At 44.7% G+C, this 18,465-nt stretch carries 15 protein-coding genes; 8 read left to right on the forward strand and 7 right to left on the reverse strand.

Features of this window, described 5'->3' with window-relative positions:
• Positions 1 to 18: 18 nt before the first annotated feature.
• The 3 genes from QFZ77_RS05195 to QFZ77_RS05205 form a co-directional block, all read right to left on the reverse strand.
• The gene (locus tag QFZ77_RS05195) at positions 19 to 933 is read right to left on the reverse strand and encodes a phosphotransferase (RefSeq protein WP_307437033.1); all 915 of its coding nucleotides are present in this window, start codon (positions 931 to 933) and stop codon (positions 19 to 21) included.
• Positions 893 to 1,951, reverse strand: coding sequence for a phosphotransferase (locus QFZ77_RS05200; RefSeq protein ID WP_307437035.1), 1,059 nt, complete (start codon positions 1,949 to 1,951; stop codon positions 893 to 895). Before QFZ77_RS05200 ends, QFZ77_RS05195 begins: the two co-directional genes overlap by 41 nt.
• Before the next feature lie 209 nt (positions 1,952 to 2,160).
• Positions 2,161 to 3,732, reverse strand: a complete 1,572-nt coding sequence (locus QFZ77_RS05205; RefSeq protein WP_307437038.1) for a catalase — start codon at positions 3,730 to 3,732, stop codon at positions 2,161 to 2,163.
• A 152-nt stretch (positions 3,733 to 3,884) separates the two neighbouring features.
• On the opposite strand from QFZ77_RS05205, the gene QFZ77_RS05210 reads away from it, so the two are divergent.
• The 4 genes from QFZ77_RS05210 to QFZ77_RS05225 all read left to right on the forward strand — a co-directional run bounded on the left by QFZ77_RS05210 (position 3,885) and on the right by QFZ77_RS05225 (position 9,381).
• Complete coding sequence (locus tag QFZ77_RS05210; protein WP_307437041.1) at positions 3,885 to 4,874, forward strand: substrate-binding domain-containing protein; 990 nt, start codon at positions 3,885 to 3,887, stop codon at positions 4,872 to 4,874.
• On the forward strand, positions 4,871 to 6,334 hold the full coding sequence (locus QFZ77_RS05215) for a sensor histidine kinase (protein ID WP_307437043.1): 1,464 nt from the start codon (positions 4,871 to 4,873) through the stop codon (positions 6,332 to 6,334). Before QFZ77_RS05210 ends, QFZ77_RS05215 begins: the two co-directional genes overlap by 4 nt.
• Entirely contained in the window at positions 6,309 to 7,676 is a 1,368-nt protein-coding gene (locus QFZ77_RS05220; protein ID WP_307437046.1) for an AraC family transcriptional regulator, read from the forward strand. The genes QFZ77_RS05215 and QFZ77_RS05220 overlap by 26 nt, the downstream gene beginning before the upstream one ends.
• Positions 7,677 to 7,929: 253 nt before the next feature.
• A complete protein-coding gene (locus QFZ77_RS05225) occupies positions 7,930 to 9,381 on the forward strand; it encodes a sugar porter family MFS transporter (protein ID WP_307437052.1) in 1,452 nt (483 codons plus the stop codon).
• A 384-nt stretch (positions 9,382 to 9,765) separates the two neighbouring features.
• On the opposite strand, the gene QFZ77_RS05230 is transcribed toward QFZ77_RS05225, so the two are convergent.
• From QFZ77_RS05230 to QFZ77_RS05240, 3 genes are read right to left on the reverse strand one after another with little or no spacing between them, the layout of a single operon-like run.
• Complete coding sequence (locus tag QFZ77_RS05230) at positions 9,766 to 10,593, reverse strand: ABC transporter ATP-binding protein (RefSeq protein ID WP_307437054.1); 828 nt, start codon at positions 10,591 to 10,593, stop codon at positions 9,766 to 9,768.
• A gap of 2 nt (positions 10,594 to 10,595) precedes the next feature.
• Positions 10,596 to 11,393 (reverse strand): ABC transporter permease, encoded by a 798-nt coding sequence (locus QFZ77_RS05235; RefSeq protein WP_307437057.1) that lies wholly within the window; start codon positions 11,391 to 11,393, stop codon positions 10,596 to 10,598.
• A 32-nt stretch (positions 11,394 to 11,425) separates the two neighbouring features.
• The gene (locus QFZ77_RS05240; RefSeq protein ID WP_307437060.1) at positions 11,426 to 12,430 is read right to left on the reverse strand and encodes an ABC transporter substrate-binding protein; all 1,005 of its coding nucleotides are present in this window, start codon (positions 12,428 to 12,430) and stop codon (positions 11,426 to 11,428) included.
• 267 nt (positions 12,431 to 12,697) lie between these two features.
• Between QFZ77_RS05240 and QFZ77_RS05245 the strand changes: the two genes are divergently transcribed.
• The gene (locus tag QFZ77_RS05245; RefSeq protein WP_307437063.1) at positions 12,698 to 13,648 is read left to right on the forward strand and encodes a D-2-hydroxyacid dehydrogenase; all 951 of its coding nucleotides are present in this window, start codon (positions 12,698 to 12,700) and stop codon (positions 13,646 to 13,648) included.
• A gap of 88 nt (positions 13,649 to 13,736) precedes the next feature.
• Positions 13,737 to 14,723, forward strand: a complete 987-nt coding sequence (speB, locus tag QFZ77_RS05250) for an agmatinase (protein WP_307437066.1) — start codon at positions 13,737 to 13,739, stop codon at positions 14,721 to 14,723.
• On the opposite strand, the gene QFZ77_RS05255 is transcribed toward speB, so the two are convergent.
• Positions 14,694 to 15,578, reverse strand: coding sequence for a LysR family transcriptional regulator (locus tag QFZ77_RS05255; RefSeq protein ID WP_307449261.1), 885 nt, complete (start codon positions 15,576 to 15,578; stop codon positions 14,694 to 14,696). The two genes, speB and QFZ77_RS05255, sit on opposite strands and share 30 nt — an antisense overlap.
• 98 nt (positions 15,579 to 15,676) lie before the next feature.
• On the opposite strand from QFZ77_RS05255, the gene QFZ77_RS05260 reads away from it, so the two are divergent.
• Complete coding sequence (locus tag QFZ77_RS05260; RefSeq protein WP_307437070.1) at positions 15,677 to 16,963, forward strand: aspartate aminotransferase family protein; 1,287 nt, start codon at positions 15,677 to 15,679, stop codon at positions 16,961 to 16,963.
• A gap of 22 nt (positions 16,964 to 16,985) precedes the next feature.
• Positions 16,986 to 18,419, forward strand: coding sequence for an NAD-dependent succinate-semialdehyde dehydrogenase (locus tag QFZ77_RS05265; protein ID WP_307437073.1), 1,434 nt, complete (start codon positions 16,986 to 16,988; stop codon positions 18,417 to 18,419).
• Positions 18,420 to 18,465: the final 46 nt, after the last annotated feature.

Here is an 18,465-nt window from a genome sequence, read left to right on the forward strand (position 1 = left end):
TTTGCGTTTAAACTCCAATTACAGTAAAGCCCTAAGCTCACGCTGATACTTATTCAAATGCACGACTGTAGGAATAATCTCTTTGGCCGAACGAATACCGCCAATCCGAATGTTCCGGACCACATGATAAGGTGCAGATAAAAGTGCATGAAGAAGGCAGAGATCAGATGAGCTCAATGGACGATATCTCTGATAATAATCAATCCAACGAAGCATCTCCGAACCGTCCCAGAGGCAATTTCGATGAAGAATATGGGACAAATCCTTCATTCTGGTGTGTAGCGAAGTGTTGTCAAAATCGATCAAATGCAGCTTCCGCCGTTTGTCTTTCATGAGATTGGGATAATTGTAATCGCCATGAACAAAGGCAGAAGCTTTTTGTTCCGTATCGATGGCCTCTATCACTTTGGGCTGTTGTAAATGGGCAAGTACGTCTTCACTAAGTGCTGCTAAATGTGCTGTAATTTTGTGTGAACTGAGCAGGGTTTTATATTCGGTAATTTCGTGATCCAGCCCCATATATCGAATTCTTGCTTCCGGAGCTTCGACTGTAGGAAATCCTTCCGCTATGGAATGGAACTTAGCTAAAGTTCGAATGCCTCTCTTTAAGTCTTTCCTCCTCGTAAAGTCCGGCCTCTGTCCATCAACCCAATTCGTTAACGTGTAGAAAAGGCCATCATGAGTCATGTACGGGGAGTGCTCCACTGTAGGAGAAACCTTTTGACTGCGAGTAAAACCACGCTCATCCATATAGGATAGAATCCGGGTAATAAACCGGACCTCCTCTTCTGGGAAAGCGTAACTTTTTAAACAATAAGTCTCGTTCGTGGTCCGAATCTTATAAATATCTTTTATTTGAAAAGTTTCTTTAATTTTTATGCCATATATTTGTTCAACCTGTGACTTCATTGACGACTTCATGGACATCTTCATGCTCATTCTCCTTAGGGATTGATTTTGTCCATTCATCTAATAAATCCATTGCTTTTAACCGGGGATGCCAGGTTTTTTCCAAAATATCAAGCATTTCACGGCTTCTAGAGTGATTAGGGAACCGAGTAGCGTGCCAAGCTTCCCGTGGTAATCCATATAAGGACGAAATTAATTTGCGCTCGGTCTCGTTTAAAGGACGGCGTTCTTCGTACCCCTTTAACAACGCTAATATGAAATCGGGATTGAATTGTGTTGTGTTCATGAGCGCTTTCGCTAGATCCACATAGATGGAACCAACTTTAACACGGTCCCAATCGATAATGAAGAGCTGGCCGTTTTCAGAAATGATGACATTAGGGGAAGTAATATCGTTGTGTATCAATGCGGGATGCTTCGCTTCCTTATCCAAAAGAGTTTTGATCTCGGGGCTGCTTAAGTTAGCCCATGCCCGATTGGTAAGGCGCTTACAGTATTTTCCGTATTTTTTGTACCATTTGCGGTTCCGTTCATGCGTTTGGATAGCTGCTGCCATTCGTCTACGAAAGAGTCGATCTTGGATTTTCCATAATTCGATTTGTTTATACGTGAAGGGCCCTTTAGTGTCAAGGAGACCACTGGATGTAGTATGTAGAGTGGCAAGGGCCCGGCCAAGCTCTTCAAAATCTTCGTTCGTTGCCAGATTTTTTCCGTTTATCCATTCCGTCATATAGAAGGGGCGTCCGCGATGTAAAGTCCATAATTTCCCAGAATGGGTAGCGAGCCATTTGGGCATGTAACTGAATCCGCTATTCATCAAGAGTTCTATATACGCTGCCGTTGTTTTCATTTGATGAACGGTACTCGTGCGGAGGAGTGTATTTCGAAAAAAGGGTTTCATGGCATAGGTGCCAGTTTCCGTTTGTACTTGAATAATAGCGTTTTCTCGGTAAAAGGAAGCAACCATGCCTGATCTCAACGGCAGCAGGCCGAAGCGGCGAGTAATTTTGCGAATTCGGTGTTTCGTATAGGGATTTGCCATGTAGCAACCTCACTTTATTTAAGATGGGTAAGGAGTAGCTAATAGCTAGACTATTCATTAAGGGATACGTCTGTATGGTCTAATACCATGAGTGCAGCAAAAAACTTTCCGTTCGGACAGTGTGGGAAACGAAAAAATGACCGGAAGGCTGTGAGCCTTGCGCGGTCATTTCCTGAAACAAGTGTTTCGTCACTAATTTGTGCTAATCTTTAATATCCATCTGTACGCTTTCCTGAGTTCTCTGCAATTTCAGCTCCATCTCTTTCAGAAGCGGAACCGAGGTGTGCTGAATCGACGTTAGCTTGAGCAAGACCTTCAGAAACACGTCGACCGTAATCAGAATCGGCCTTTGTAAAATGCTCGATCATTGTATTCTGGATAATTGGCTTACATATCTTTAGTGCATTTACCAAATTCGCAATTAATTCATCACGTTCCCAATCTTCAAATTTGCGGTAGGTATCTCCGGCTTGTTTGAAGTCATTGGTTCGGCTAATTTTTTCACGGACTAATTTGTCATTATACATAGGCTGATGTTCTTTACCTGAAGGAGTCGCTTCTTTTAACCCGCCAAGCGAGGAGGGCTCGTAATTCACATGCGGATTCTGCCCGGGTGCCCGATCAACCATGATAGCCATTTGCCCATCCCGTTGGTTCGTGGCTACACGTGTTTTGGGGGCGTTAATCGGCAGCTGAAGATAGTTCGTTCCCACGCGGTATCGCTGGGTATCGGAGTAGGAGAATGTTCGGCCCTGCAGCAGCTTGTCATCGGAAAAATCAAGACCATCTACCAGAACCCCCGTACCGAAAGCTGCCTGCTCGACTTCAGCAAAGTAATTTTCGGGGTTTTTATTCAGCACCATTTTGCCCACAGGTAAAAAAGGAAATTGTTTATGATCCCAAAGCTTAGTCGGATCAAGCGGGTCGAAGTCGAGCTCAGGATGCTCGTCATCACTTAAGATTTGAACGCAGAGCTCCCACTCCGGGTACTCGCCTCGCTCAATTGCTTCATACAAATCCTGCGTGGCATGACTTACGTTTTTCCCCTGTATGCCTTCAGCTTCCTTTTGAGTCAGGTTCTTCATTCCTTGCTTCAGCGGTTCCCAATGATATTTGACTAATTCGGCTTGCCCCTCTTGGTTGACCCACTTGTAGGTATTCACACCAGAACCTTGCATTTGTCTATAGTTGGCTGGAATCCCCCATGGAGAGAAAAGGAATGTAATCATGTGAGTGGCTTCAGGAGAATTCGATACAAAATCGAACATTTTCTCTGGGTTTTGCAGGTTGGTAACAGGGTCTGGTTTGAAGGCATGAACCATGTCCGGGAACTTCAATGGATCGCGAATAAAAAATATCTTCAAGTTGTTGCCGACTAAGTCCCAGTTACCGTCTTCGGTATAAAACTTTGTGGCGAACCCACGGGGATCGCGAAATGTTTCCGGAGAGTAATTGCCGTGAACGACTGTAGAAAATCGGACAAATACAGGGGTCTGTTTACCTGCCTCTTGAAAAAGTTTGGCACGAGTATAGCTAGATATAGGATCATTACCGACTTTACCATAGGCCTCAAAATATCCATGGGCACCGGCACCGCGTGCATGTACAACACGCTCTGGAATTCTCTCCCGATCAAAATGGGATATTTTTTCGATATAGTGGTAGTTTTCGAGCGTTGAAGGCCCTCTATTTCCAATCGTTCGTATGTTTTGATTATCTGAAATCGGATGACCTTGTCGATTCGTTAAGGTCATCCCTTGGTTATCTTTGTCTTTGTCCATTGTCCCCAAATCATCCTTCCTTAAATTGTTAGTAGTACCTTTTGCTATGTATAGGAAAATTATTCATAATCGAATACTAAACGTAATTTCCGTTTTATCTGCAGGCTTTGTATAATAAGTCTATATTTTTTACTAAACCTCGGGGGTGCTCCATGGCAAATAACAAGTGGACTGTGGGGCTGATAGGCATATTTCTTGTTTTCTGTTATTTTTTATTCCAGTTTTTATCTTCCACGCTTAAGATTGATCACCTGGTCGGGCAAATGGAACAGAGCAAGGTAGAGGATAAACGTATCAAGCACGTTGTACTTATAGCCCAAGAGATTGATAATCCATTCTGGAGAACGGTGGAACTGGGAGCAAAAGAAGCCGCGGCGCAGCTGGGTATGAAGATTGATTACATGGGGCCGATTCGCATAAATCCTGCTGAACAAATGAATCTCCTGGAGAAATCGATTGCTGCCAAACCGGATGCCATTATCGTGCAAGGGATAAAGGAGCAGCACTACGATCAACTGATCAGCAAAGCAATAGATCAAGGTCTTCCTGTGATCACAGTAGATGCGGATGAGCCGGAGAGCCGGCGACTTGCCTACGTGGGAACAGATAATTGGGAAGCGGGCAAACGCATGGGAGAGCTTGTAGTGAAAGCTGCTGGCGGGAAAGGCCGTATCGGCGTCATGATCGGAAGCGAACTGGCGGACAATCAACAGCTGCGTCTAGAGGGTTTCCGTTCAATTATTCGAAGTACGCCAGGCTTTGAAATCGTAGCTGTCCACTCATCGAATATTTCACGGATTCAAGCCGCTAAGCAGACAGAAGCTATGTTAAACCAATACGCAAGTATTCAGACGATGGTCGGATTTAGCTCCTTAGATGCTGTTGGTATTGTGGAAGGACTGAAGGCAGCGAATCGAGCAGATGTAAGCGTGTACGGATTTGATGACCTGGAGGAAACCAAGCAGGGTATCTCCCAAGGAGCAATCCTAGCTTCCGTCGTTCAGCAGCCTAAAGAGATTGGATTCAAATCCGTTTATTTGCTGGCGGAAATTTTCAAAGGGAACTCCATTCCGGTCCAGCACTTCACCACTACGGAAATTCTGGATAGAGACCATTTGAAGGCAAGTGTGGGCAGCCCATGAATATACGTAGAATGCTATTTATTGTCATCCCGGTGCTTTTTATCTTGAATAACGCAGTCGCTTATTTCATCTTTGAAAGCGGAAGAACGGTGCAGCAAAGCTATAATGTGATGCTGGATCGGGTATTATTGTACAAGCAAATTGCCGGACAAACGCAGGGGAATCTTCATGCTCTGAATGTTTACTTAATGGATCGAACGGAGAACAGCCGCAAGACATATATAGGTCAGAGGGATGAGCTCAATCATCTGCGGGAAAGCTTGTCTGCACAGAAGACGACAAATACAACTACTGATCTTAGAGTCCGCAGCTATCGCAATATGATCGATACTTTTATAGGGCAAGAAGCGGGTGTAATAGAGGCTTTAAATAGCCAAGGCTCTTTGACATATGCGGCTTTCTACGAAGAGGCTGAGCAGACAGCAGCGTTCATCCAAGATGAAGGACATCATCTTATTGACTTGGAACTCAGTTATTATCAGCCCTTCTACAGACAAATTCTTATCCAAACGGAAGTTATGAATCATTGGGGAGTGGCTATCTTTATCTTGAATACGCTGATAAGCGTGTTGTTTGCTTATTGGATCTCCCTAGGTATTACCCGACCGATCAAGCAGTTGGCCTTAACGGCTCAACAAATTTCAGACGGGAATTTGCAAGCGCCCCCTCCGCAGATTAGCGAGCGTAATGAGTTTGGAATGTTATCTAAGGCTTTTGGGCGCATGCAGGATAATTTGAAAGAACTGATTATGAAAGAGAAAGAAAGCTTGGAAAAGGACAAGCTGGTCAAAGAGTTGGAGCTGGAAGTTTTGCAAAATCAGATAAATCCGCACTTTCTCTTTAATTCCTTGAATGTCATATCCAAGCTTGCTCTGCTTGAGGGTGCTGAGAAAACAAGCGATCTTACGGTATCCATGTCGAATCTTCTTCGGTATAATCTTCGGAAATTGGATCGTCCGGTGACGCTCAGGGATGAGGTCGAGCATGCCAAAGAGTACTTTACCATCCAACAGGCCCGCTTTCGCGACCGGATTCAGTTTGTAACGGATATTGACGAGAGCGGACTGGGTGTGTTTGTTCCCATGCTAACCCTTCAACCGATACTTGAGAACGTCTTTGTCCACGGTATTGAGGGAATGGAAGAAGGGGCTGAGATTAAGCTGGTTATTGCATGCGGACCTGGTGAGGTAAGGGTTGCCATATCGGATAATGGGATCGGTATGAGCGAGGAGGTCCGCGAGTCTCTGCTTCACTTCGAATCCGAACCGCTGCTTGGCCAAGAAAAGGGACAATCCACGGGTTTAGGGACGCGTAATGTGTTTAAAAGACTCGAATTATTCTATGGTAGGAGGAATCTTGTAGATATTCACAGTGAGCCGGGCCGAGGGACGACTGTTCTTATCCGGATGCCTGCTGCAGGAAAGGAGGATGGAGATGTATCGCCTACTGATCGCAGATGATGAAGCTTTAGAGAGAGAAGGCATTGAATGGATTGTTACCCGAATGATGCCGAATACCTTTGAAATTATTCATGCAGAGAATGGTCGCGTGGCTATTCAAAAGGCAGATGAATTTCGGCCGCATATCGTGCTGATGGATATCAGGATGCCGGGCATTCAAGGCCTTGAAGCGTTAAAGGAAATTAAGGCTCATAGTCCGCAGATCAAGATGGTTCTCGTTACGGCCTATGAACAATTTGAATACGCTAAAGAAGCCCTTTCCTTGGGGGTAAAGGAGTACTTGATTAAACCGGCAAAGCGTGATCAAGTCGTCGCACTCCTCCAGCGGATGGTAGCTGAAATAGATCAGGATCAAAGAAAACGCGATGAGGAGTTCGCAATGCGCGATAAGTACTTCCAGCTGCTTCCGCTGGCGGAAACGGAAATGGCTCTGGTCTTTATGTCAGATCAAGTGAATGAAACCGAGGTGGGGTATCTGGCTGATATCCTCGAGCTTGCCATAGACAAAGGATGTGCGCTTGTGCTCGCCTTGCCGGAATTCGGGCATACATCCGAGCAGGAATTAGGCATCGAAAAGAAAAAGGTTTACGAAACGGTAAAAAACTGCGCCAAAGGATTTATCAAGAATAGGGTCGGTTGTGTGGTCAGTTCTATGGTCCATCGGCATATGGTCATTTTTCTTCTCGAGAAGGCAGAAATCAAGGATGAGATACTGCAAGAAGAGGCTCACTTCCTAGGCGCTAAGCTGGTGGAGACACTTCATCAACAACGTAGTATAGACGCGAATGTAGGCATCGGATCCGTCCAAGTGGATATTGAAGGAATAAGGAGATCGTATTTTGAAGCCGTCTTCGCATCTACTTATCCTAAAAATTGGGGTAACCTTTGTTCTTTTGAGAATTTGAAAATGCTTTCCCTAGAAGGGGAGCGGGAAACGGCTGATAAGTTGATTGCAGACAATACTTCTGAACGTACTTACGTGGAATTGGCAATCAAACGAATCCGCGAGGAACGTGAACAGCGAACATGGAGTGTCCTAGACAACGCCATCACGTTCATTCAAGATAAATTCCGTGAGGAGCTTTCCCTCGAAGACGTGGCTGAGCATGTCCACTTGAACCCGTATTATTTCAGCAAAGTATTCAAGCAGCAAACGGGAGAAACCTTCATTGATTATGTGACAAGGCTGCGGATCGAAAGGGCCAAAGAATTCATAAGGGACGGGCAATTCAGCTTAAAGGAAGTCTGTTATAAGGTGGGTTATAAAGACCCGAATTATTTCAGCCGAGTATTTAAAAAGGTAACAGGGGTAACGCCTACCGAATACCGCAACCAACTTTAAAAGAGGGTTCATGCTGAGATGCATGGACTTTTTTGTTTTTACCGAACAAAAATGTGCTAGTCTGCTGCCCTATATCTGACGGTTAATTACAGGCATCAATATTATGCTTGTAAACAACAAATAAGTGAAGGGAATTGGCCCCTAACTTGAACAAAACGCATGGTATAATGAGTCTCGCATTAGACGATTTACGATTTGTTCATGATAAAAGACTCGCATGAAGGTGCGGATAAGTCAGGAGGGATAATCGCTTATGAGCTCACATATAAACAATCAAGACCAACAAGTAAGCATGAAGTTTGTAACGCTAGTTTCGATGGTTGCCGCTTTGGGCGGTTTATTATTTGGATTTGATACAGCTGTTGTGTCGGGTGCAATCGGTTTTATGAAAGAACGTTTCGGCCTCAGTGAGGTGGAAGTGGGTTGGGCGGTCTCCAGCTTAATCATCGGGTGTATCGTTGGAGCAGCAGGAGCTGGTGTGTTGGGGGACAGGTTCGGCCGGAAAAAAGTGCTGATTATGGCTGCGATCCTATTTATTATCGGTTCCATTGGTTCCGCCATTCCAGATACGTTCACCGGTTATATTATTGCCCGCATTATTGGCGGACTTGGGATTGGTATTACCTCAACGCTATGCCCTCTTTATAACGCAGAAATAGCGCCTGCCAAGTATCGCGGCCGTCTTGTAGCCCTCAATCAGTTCGCAACGGTGACCGGTATCTTCCTCGTATATTTCATTAATATGGGCATTGCGGGGTATGGCGACGATGCGTGGGATATTTCAACAGCTTGGCGGTGGATGTTCGGCTTCGGGGTTCTTCCGGGCTTACTCTTCTTAGTACTGCTTTTCTTTGTGCCTGAAAGTCCGAGATGGTTGATCAAGCAGGGGAGAGCAGCAGAGTCTCTTCCGATTTTGCTTAAGATTCACGGCGACGAACTGGCCAGACAGGAAGTATTGGATATCAAGGAATCGTTCATACAGGAAAGCGGATCGATCCGCCAACTGTTCAGCCCTGCTTTGCGGCTTGCATTAATCGTAGGTGTGGGGCTTGCTGTTCTACAGCAAGTTACGGGAATCAATGCGATTATGTACTATGCCCCAGAAATTTTTAAAGCAACGGGTGCTGGCACGAATGCTTCGCTGATTCAGACCATTTTGGTCGGTTTGATTAATTTCCTCTTCACCATTCTTGCTATCTGGCTCATCGATAAGGTAGGACGTAAGGCTCTTTTACTTGTAGGATCTGCCTCCATGACAGTGTGCCTAGTCGTTATAGGCGCCGCCTTTCAAACGGGACAACCTTCAGGGCCATTGGTGCTAATCTTTATTTTACTGTATGTGGCTTCCTTTGCTGTATCGCTTGGGCCTGTCGTGTGGGTGATTATGTCCGAAATTTTCCCGAACCGTATTCGTGGAAAAGCTACGGCGATAGCTTCCATGGTACTATGGACAGCGGATTATATCGTATCGCAGACCTTTCCTCCGATGCTTGGTTCTGCAGGGCCAGCGGTGACATTCTGGATATTCGGTTTCATGTCCTTGCTCACTTTCTTTTTCACTTGGCGTCTTGTGCCCGAGACAAAGGGGAAATCGCTGGAGGAAATCGAAGCCTTGTGGTCTTCCAGAAAAGCTTCTAATTGGAATAAAAGCAAAGAAGAAGAAGGCATCCCATATAGAACTTTTCCCAACACGACTGAATCCTGAGCCCTCGTCGTGGTGCGGTAGGGCGGTTGTCGAGCCCCTTTTACCATGAAAAGGAACGACGGATCGTTATTTTGAGCAAATGAGAGCTAAACAGGCATCTCACGGAACGTGAAGACCTTATTTGTTTAAAAAACACGCTGCAGACGCAAAAACGGCCAAATAACGAATCGTCGTTCCGCTTGAACCCAAATTTGAGCAGATCTCAGTGAAATAACGCCTCCTCGTTCCGTATAGATGGGTGGTATTAGGAACAGGTCACACCTATGATGTGAAAAGAACCTCGACTCCACAAAAGGAGCTTGAGGTTCTTTTTTTCACATCGCATCTAGGTTGAGCCAGGTAACAATTATGAAAATCCCTTGGTTGCTGCCAGTTACTACGGCTTCATAACACTTTAAAGCTTTCTTCCCGAATATAAGAGAGCAATTCCTGCGTCATATCAAAAAACGCTTTGGTATGTTTGATTTCATAGTTTCGGGGCCGATCAAAGGGTACAGCTACGGTTTGCTTAATTTTACCTGGTCTCGCTGTCATGACATGCACAATATCTCCAAGAAAAATCGCTTCGTCGACGTCATGTGTAATGAAGAGAATGGTCTTTTTGGTGCCTTCCCAAGCTTTGAGTAAGATTTCCTGCATAATCAAACGGGTTTGTGCATCCAATGCGCCGAATGGTTCGTCCATCAATAATATTTCGGGATCATTGGCAAGCGCTCGAGCGATGGCAACACGTTGTTTCATGCCTCCTGAAAGCTGGGCGGGAAAGTGATGCTCGAAACCGGTGAGTCCGATTAAGTTCAAATAATGACGGGCTATTTCTCTCCGTTCTGCTTGCCGAATTCCTTTTAACTCTAAGCCGAAGGAGATATTGTCCTCTACGGTCAGCCATGGAAATAGGGTATAGGTTTGAAACACCATGCCACGATCAATGCCGGGTTCCGTTATTTCTTTTCCTTTAAAAGTTACTTTTCCTGAGGAAGCTTGTTCTAGCCCTGCGACAATTCTAAGAATCGTTGATTTTCCACAGCCGGACGGACCAAGAATAGTAATGAACTCGCCTTCGTTGATGGTCAGGGACGTTTCTTGAAGAGCGATAACATCCCCAATTTTCGTAGGGAATACTTTTGATATTTTGTCGATGACGAGTTGATTCTTTTTGACCAAGTGCAGCGAGGCTGGCATCGTTTCTTGTTTTTTAGGTAGAGAAGACAAGTTTATTTCCCCCCTTTATTGAGGTAGGCGAAGGCTTTTTTATAAAATAATTTGAACAGCAAATCAGTGATTAAGCCCAACAAACCAATAATGATAATGCCCATGATGACTTTATCGGGACGCAGAAAGCGAGAGGATTGCATGATCATATAGCCTAAACCTGAGCTTGCACCAACAATTTCTGCCACGATTAGATACGTCCATGCCCATCCAAAGGTAATACGCAGTGTGTCGACAATGCCTGGTTTGGCTGCTGGATAAATGATTTTGCGGAAAATTTGCCAGTTAGTCGCACCTAAGGTATAAGAAATTTCGACTAAATCTTTGGATACATTTTTGGTGACATCCATAATCATTAGCGTTAGCTGGAAAAACGTTCCGAAGAAAATAATCGTCATTTTTTCCGATTCGCCGATTCCAATCCATAGAATGAATAAGGGGATGAAAGCAGAAGCCGGCATGTAACGAATAAAGCTGATCATGGGTTCAAAAAAGGATTGCACAGATCGCAAACATCCCATGAACAAACCTAAGGGAACGGCGATAATGGCCGCAAAGGCAAATCCTAAAACAACCCGCAATAGACTATCCCAGATGTCGCGGTTCAGGCTGCCTTCCTTCATCAGATTCACAAAAGTGTCCAATACTTTGCCTGGTGAAGGTAGAAATATAGGTTTGACCCAGCCGCCGAACGTCATTATTGACCAGAGCAGAATCAGCAGGATAAACGCGGAAACGCCTAACCGCATGGCGGCAGCTTTTGGGATTTCTTTCATAGGTGAGAACCACTTCTTTATCATGGGTTTGCCTCCTTCATCCGAGGGATTATCGATTATTTCAATTCACGAACGAAAGACGGAACAATTAGCTGATTCACATCAGGCGCTTTTTCAATTAACTTTTTGGAAAAGTAGAAATCAGCTGCTGATTTAGCCGTGCTGTAGATAGGACCTGGTTTATCGGCTGTCCCCATCTGTATTTTGTTATCTTCCAATCCATAGAATTTAAGTGATCCTACGGTTGCTTTGAATTCTTCCTCACTCATTTTCAAACCGTTCGCCATGATTTTGACGGATTCGCTATCATTTGCTTTCCAGTAAACCATCGCGTCATTCATAGCAGCTACGAACGCTTTCATTTTCTCTGGTTGATTCTTAATCACATCACTGGCAAAGCTGACCGAATCTACAATGATTCCGGTTAAATCTTTACTGGAAACCAGCACTTTCCCACCGGCAGCCGTCCCTTTGGATAACCATGGCTCCCAGGTTACAGCCGCATCTACCTTGCCTGCCACAAAGGCTGCGCCGGCATCTCCAGCGGACATTTGCACAATTTCCACATCTTTATCGGTCAATCCAGCCTTTTCAAGAACTTTTAATAAGAAAATATGACTGGTGGAACCCACTTCCAAGGCAACCTTTTTCCCTTTCAAATCAGCAGGAGATGCGATTTCTTTCTTAGCCAAGATGCCGTCCCCGCCATAAGAATCATCAAAAACCCAAACGATGCCGAGGGGAACCGAACTGGCAGCTACGGATACAGTAACATCCGTTGCGGTAGCCATTCCCTGAACTTTCCCGCCAGCTAATGCCTGCTTTCTTTCACCTAATCCATCAATAACCGTAAGATCGATGTTAACACCGCGCTGTTTGAAGAATCCTTTTTCTTTGGCCAAGAATAGCGGACCATATCCCGGCCAAGTAGGAAGCGTAACGGTTAAAGCTTTATCATCTGTAGCAACTTTCCCTGTGACTTTATCTGTAGCTGGTTTGGAACTGCAAGCGGTTGTCAATGTAATCATGGAAGCTAATGCAATAAGAAAAATCTTTTTCATGTAGACCCTCCTAATTAATTGTAGTTGTATGCGGTTACAAAGTCATTCGGCTTTTATTGGATTCATCATAACATTGAATGAAAATGTGAAACTAATTGAAAAACTGTATAGTTACCATTACAAATCTCAATGATTGGGCCTCGGTACATCAGCTTTACCAATGGTTACTATTAAGAATTGCAATTTTTTAAACGCTAAAGCCATGTGCTATCCTGAGAAAAACAGCAAACGATCTACGAAATGTTTCAGGCTGGAAAGGAGAGACATATGATTCTGTGCACAACGCTTGATTTTAGTGAGAAGCATTGTCTTCAGGTATTCGAGAAGACTGGAAAACAAATTCAAGTATCCAAAGACTTTCCTTCCATAACGAATAAAGATGAAATCAAAATACTCCTTACTTATGGCAACTACGATGACATCATTACGGAATCCGATCTGGAACAATTGCCTAACTTAGAGTGGATTCAACTATTTAGCGCTGGTTATGATAGTTTGCCGCTTGATGCGATGTTCAGAAGAAATATCAAACTGACGACAGCAAGCGGAGTTCACGCTAAACCGATCAGTGAATATGTGTTAAGTATGATTCTTTATTTCTATAAGGATATTTCGAAATATTTAAATAGTAAAGGCAATCGGCATTGGGACGGTACGGATGAAGCCGAAGAGTTGGAAGGAAAAACCATCGGCATTCTAGGAACTGGCCATATTGGAAGCGAGATTGCAAAGAAATCCAAAGCATTGGGTTTGAGAACCATCGGATTAAATAGGGATGGCAGAATGGTTCAGGATTTCGACGCTGTCTTCCCTTTTCAACAAATTGACGCTCTGCTTAGCGAATGCGATATTGTTTGTTCCGTGCTTCCATCTACTTCATCTACGATTGGACTAATGGACCAAGAACGCTTCCGTGCTATGAAGGACGACGCCATTTTCATTAATGCAGGGCGTGGGGATTTAGTAGTTGAAAGCGATTTTATTGCGGTTATGAAGCAAGGCAAATTGAAAGGGGCGGCTTTGGATGTGTTTGCAGAAGAACCGCTTCCTCCCGATCATAAGCTGTGGGGCATGGACAACTTGATGATTACACCGCATATCTCAGCAAGAACGAACCAATACATGAATCGATGTGTAGATCTATTTTTGAAAAATATGGTGTTATATGAATCCCAAGAATGGGATCAGATGATCAACATCATTGATATTAAACTGTAGAAGTGAGAGACTTTGCGCTACGCTCAAAGATCCCAAAGCGGAGAGACTTTGAGCTACGCTCAAAGATCCCTATATTAGGAGGCATATCATGATTAAATATAAGCCGGACGCATCATTTAAGCAACCTCGCTTTAGCGGGATTACCACATTTATGCGATTGCCGCATGTTCAGACACTAGAGGAAATTGATTTTTTGGTGGCAGGTGTACCTTTCGACACGGGGCAAACCTTTCGTACAGGGGCTCGATTTGGCCCGAAAGCCATTCGTGAATCTTCGGTTCTAACCCGAACATTCTCACCCTATCATCAATTGAACTTGTTTGATTACGTTTCAGGTGTAGATTATGGAGACATTTCGGTGATCCCAGGGTTCATTAAGGAAACCTATGACAAAATGGTAGAGGAATTAACGCCAATTTATGAAAAGGGGATTGTTCCGATTATCATCGGCGGAGATCATTCGATTACTTTGGGAGAGCTGCGTGCAGCCGCCAAAACCTATGGTCCGCTTGCGCTTCTCCAATTCGATTCACACTGTGATACGTGGGATACTTATTTCGGCCAAAAGTATACACATGGCACACCATTCCGTCGAGCAGTAGAAGAAGGACTTATTGATACCGCACATTCCATCCAAATTGGGATTAGGGGATCGTTAAACCATCCTAACGACGTGCAAGATGCTAAAGATCTTGGCTTTCAAGTCGTTACGACAGAAGAACTTGTGGAGATGGGGACGGACAAAATCGTCTCTATGATTCAAGAGAGAGTGCAAGATCGTCCTGTATTTATGACATTTGACATTGACTTTATTGATCCAGCTTTTGCTCCGGGAACAGGCACGCCCGAAGTTGGCGGTGTCATGTCCCGTGAAGCGTTGGCTATCCTGCGCAGGTTGAACGAAATCCGCTTTATCGGCTTTGATCTTGTGGAGACATTGCCTGCTTATGATCATGACCAAATTACTTCCGCTTTGGCGGCAAACCTCATTTTTGAAATGATTTCGCTGATCGCTCTGCAAAAAAGAAAGGAACAAGCACTTGCGTTAGCTTTGGATGTCCCAAACGCCTTGTAATAAATCCGAGAACGACTTAATTGCAGGTTCATGGGCTCGGCTTTTTAAATAAATAACGGATGTTTCCACTTGGTTCGGAAAGCGTTCAAGAACGGTGACTGCACCTGTATTGATCTCTGATTTCATCAAATCTTCACTAACTAAAGCGATTCCCATTTTATTGATAACCGCCTGTTTAATCGTTTCTTCGCTCCCTAGTTCAATGATGGAAGAAGGGGAGTAGGTCATATTGGATAAGCAGCTGTTGACCAATTCGGTAAAATTGCAGCTGTGTTGATAAGAAATAAACGGAAAATTTTTAAAAATAAAGGATAAATCGTTCTCTGGGGTCAAATTGCTTGCTGCGGTCAAGAGCAGATCTTCTTTTTTGAGCAGGATGGCCTCGATTTCTTTAGAGTCGCAAGCACCTGCAATGATGCCGATGTCCGCCGTACGGGAAGAAATCATTTTAATCGTGTCGTGACTGTTGCATGAAACGAGACGCAAATTGATCTGAGGATAAGCTTTCAAGAAATCACTGATGATGAAGGACAAATAATGACTGCAATAAAACTCTGGCGCAGCAATAACAAGGGATCCATGCGGAAGATCTAATTGCTTTAATCCTTCTTCCATTTCTTGAACAACGAGCATCAGCTTGTCCGTATATTGCTTCAGTAGATTTCCAGCGGGCGTTAAAAATGTTTGTTTACCGATACGATGGAATAATTTATGACCGATTTCTTTTTCGAGAAGTTGAATTTGTAAAGTGATAGTTGGCTGCGTATAGCCTAGGTGTTCGGCAGCTTTGGTTAAGTTCATATAGTCTGCAGCGACTTGAAACGATTTTAAGTTTTTGAGTTCGATCGCAAGCAGCCTCCTTCAACTTCAAACAATGTGACTAAATTATAAACGAACCAAGATTGAAAGAGCAATCTGCTGATTAATAAATTTAATGGAAAAGGTGATGGCACATGAACAAACTGCTTCAGAAAACGTTATTTGAACGAGCTGCAGAAGTATTGCCGCCAGCTGCGCTGCGCGCTACAAAATTAGGTGTGATTAAAGGGCAAGGTTCCTATGTGACAACCGAAGACGGCAAGCAATATTTGGACTTTGCAAGCGGTGTGGCTGTAACCAATGTAGGACATAACCACCCGTATGTAGTGGAAAAAGCGAAAGCCCAGATGGAGGAACTAATCCACGGCGGTCATAATGTGGTCTACTACCCAGCCTATGTCGAATTAGCGGAGAAATTGAATGAGTTAAATGGCGGAGGAAATAAAGTCTATTTCTCTAACAGCGGCGCGGAAGTCAATGAAGGAGCCATTAAGCTAGCGAAAAAGGTAACGAAAAGATCAGGCATTATTTCTTTTAAGCGCAGCTTCCATGGCCGTACGATTGCCACAACAACATTAACCGCATCGAACTCGCTTTACCGCAAGGATTATGAAGGTCTGCTGCCGAGCGTGTATTTTGCAGAATATCCTTACGCTTTCCGTACGGGATTGAAAGAGGAAGCTGAAACGAAGCGTTGTCTGGATCAATTGGATGAAGTTTTCCGTTTCTTGATTGCTCCGGATCAAGTAGCAGCCATCATTATGGAACCGATTCAAGGCGAAGGCGGGTACATCGTTCCTCCGAAAGCTTTCTTGAAATCGATTCGCGAAATTTGTGATCAACATGGCATCCTGCTTATCTATGATGAAATTCAAACCGCATTCGGACGTACAGGTAAAATGTTTGCATGGCAGAATTTTGATGTGAAACCGGATATTCTGACGCTGGCCAAAGGCATTGCTAATGGCTTTCCGCTAAGTGCTTTAGTGGCGCGAGCCGAATTGATGGATCAGTGGGCTCCTGGCACTCATGGCGGTACGTATGGCGGCAATCCGATTGCGTGTGCGGCCTCATTAGCCGTAATCGAACTGTTAGAAGGCGGCCTGCTTGATAACGCGGTAGCTATGGGACAGTACTTTATGGACCAATTAAAGGGACTTACGTCAAGCTTTGCGGCAATTAAAGATATCCGTGGTTTGGGTGTCATGATTGGCATGGAGCTTATGACGAAGGACGGCGAGCCTGATGCTCAGTCTGTTACGATGCTGAAAGATAAGGCACTCGAAAAAGGACTTATTCTCTTAACCTGCGGCACAGAAAGAAATGTCATCCGCTTTATGCCGTCGACGGCTGTTTCCAAAGCGGAGATCGATCAAGCCATGACGATTATCAGAGAAGCTCTAACGGTAATATTCGGCTAATCCAGATGAAGGGGGATTTCATATGCTTTATATAAACGGAAAATGGTGTGACGCACAATCGAATCAAACATTTGAGGTAAAAAACCCGGCGACGGGTAATATCGTAGCCTCCGTAGCCAAAGGGGACGCCGTTGATGCGGAAGCGGCAATAAAAGCTGCACAGGCTGCTCTCCAAGCATGGGGGAAGAAGACGGCAAAAGAGCGTTATGCGTATATGAAGAAGGCGGCGGATATTCTTCGCTCCCGAACCGATGAAATCGCGGAACTGGTCACACGTGAGATGGGTAAACCCGTAGCTGAAGCGAAGGGAGAGCTCGGGCTGGCCATTGATTATTTGGATTGGTACGCCGAAGAAGGCAAACGAATCTATGGAGATACGATTCCTGCGTCTGCACCTAATAAAAGAATTATCGTCATTCGACAGCCGATTGGTGTTGTCGGAGCCATTACACCTTGGAATTTCCCGCTGGCTATGATTACGCGTAAAGTTGCTCCTGCTATCGCAGCGGGCTGTACGATTGTGCTCAAAGCGGCATCCGCTACACCATTATCGGCGATTGAAATCTTCAAGGCATTTGATGAGGCTGGGTTGCCGCCCGGTGTTGTAAATCTTGTGAATGGTTCTGCATCAGCGGTTGTAGGGGCGATGATGAAAAGCCCAGTCGTACGCAAAATTACATTTACCGGTTCGACGGAGGTAGGCAAGGAGCTTGTCCGACAATCAGCGGATACGATGAAAAAGGTATCCATGGAGCTAGGCGGGAATGCACCATTTCTGGTCTTCGAAGATGCCGATTTGGAGAAAGCCGCGGAGGGCGCGATCGCAAGTAAATTCCGCAATGCCGGCCAAACCTGTGTGTGTACGAACCGCATTTATGTTCAGAAATCGGTCGCGAAGAAATTCGCCGAGATTATCGCAGAGAAAATGAAATTGTTGGTCGTCGGCAATGGGTTAGATGCGGGAGTAAACATCGGTCCCCTTATCGATAACCAGGCTATTGAGAAAGTAGAAGATCAAATTGCCGATGCTATGAGCAAAGGAGCAACATTGATCAGTGGTGGAAGCAGGCTTATGGAAGGCGAATTTGCCAAAGGGACCTTTTTCCAACCGACGGTGCTTCTGCATACCACACAGGAAATGAAAATTTCCAGAGAAGAAACATTTGGACCTGTGGCTCCGATTTTCGAATTTGAGACAGAGGAAGAAGTGATCCAGAAAGCCAACGATACGGAATTCGGCTTGGCTTCCTACGTATTTACCCAAAACCTATCCCGTATGTTCCGTGTTGCGGAAGCTTTGGAATACGGCATTGTCGGGATCAATGATCCCCTGCCAACCGTTGCTCAAGCGCCATTCGGCGGTGTGAAAGAATCCGGGGTTGGCCGCGAAGGCGGGAAATACGGCATCGAAGATTATTTGGATTATAAGTTCCTCTCGATTCAGCTTGAAATCTAAGTGCAGCAAGGGGTGAATAAAGTGGGCTACAGAAAAGTGGATGCGG

This window comes from Paenibacillus sp. V4I3 (genome assembly GCF_030817215.1).
In the GTDB taxonomy this organism is placed as follows: domain Bacteria; phylum Bacillota; class Bacilli; order Paenibacillales; family NBRC-103111; genus Paenibacillus_E.